This window comes from Mesorhizobium sp. M0243 (genome assembly GCF_040321775.1).
Lineage (GTDB): Bacteria > Pseudomonadota > Alphaproteobacteria > Rhizobiales > Rhizobiaceae > Mesorhizobium.
In genome coordinates, this window is record NZ_JAMYSF010000079.1 from 1 (window position 1) to 899 (window position 899).

1 protein-coding gene is annotated in these 899 nt (G+C 57.6%); it reads left to right on the forward strand.

The features are described 5' to 3' along the window. On the forward strand, positions 1–890 hold an 890-nt coding region (locus NKJ11_RS33700), incomplete at its 5' end, for an IS4 family transposase (protein ID WP_352795184.1). Positions 891–899: the final 9 nt, after the last annotated feature.

The following is an 899-nucleotide window of genomic DNA, read 5'->3' on the forward strand; positions in this document are numbered from 1 at the left end:
ACCGCGCGCATTTTGGAGCGCAAGCCTATGCATCCGGCGCTGTTGCAAGTTATCCGCAGCTACGGCTCTTGACCCTGACGGCGCTCGCCACGCACCTGGTGCGTGATGCGGTGTTTGGGATCTACGGCAAGAATGAGATGCTCTATGCCAAGAGCTTGCTCGACCAAGTGCCGGACCAATCCCTGACGGTCTTCGACAAGGGCTTTTTCAGCGCCAGCCTGCTGCTGCAGCTTCAATCGAAGGGCAAGCAACGTCATTGGCTCCTGCCGGCCAAAGGCAACAGTGCATGGCAGCGCCTGGACCAGAACGCCACCGACTATCGGGTGCGCATGAAAGTCTCGCCGCAAGCACGCGAGGCCGAGCCCGACTTGCCGACATTCTGGGAAGCTCGGGCGATCGAGACGGTCAACCGGCATGGGCAAAAGCGAATATTGCTCACCTCATTGACGGACAAGAAGGCCTATCCTGCCCAGGAGATCGTGCAGCAATACGAAGACCGCTGGCGGATCGAAACCAGCTATCGAGAGCTGAAGCAGGAGCTTCTTGGCAGCGAATTGACGCTGCGCAGCGGCACACCGCAGACCGTTTATCAGGAAGTTTGGGGAGCCTTGCTGGCTTACAATCTGGTGCGGTTGGAAATGGCCGAGGTTGCCTCTGAAGCCGAGGTCAAGCCAACCGAATTGAGCTTCACCACAGCCCTGCACTACATTCGTCACGAATGGGGGTGGATGGCGATCGAAGCGCCAGCAAAACTACCCGCACACCTCATCCGATTAAGACAACGGCTGGGAGACCTCATCCTCCCAAAAACACGGGGGCGATCATGCCCCCGTGTCGTCAAAAAGCTACCAGCCAAATATCCTGTCAGAACACTGAAGGTGCCTAAGTGAACTGCATTA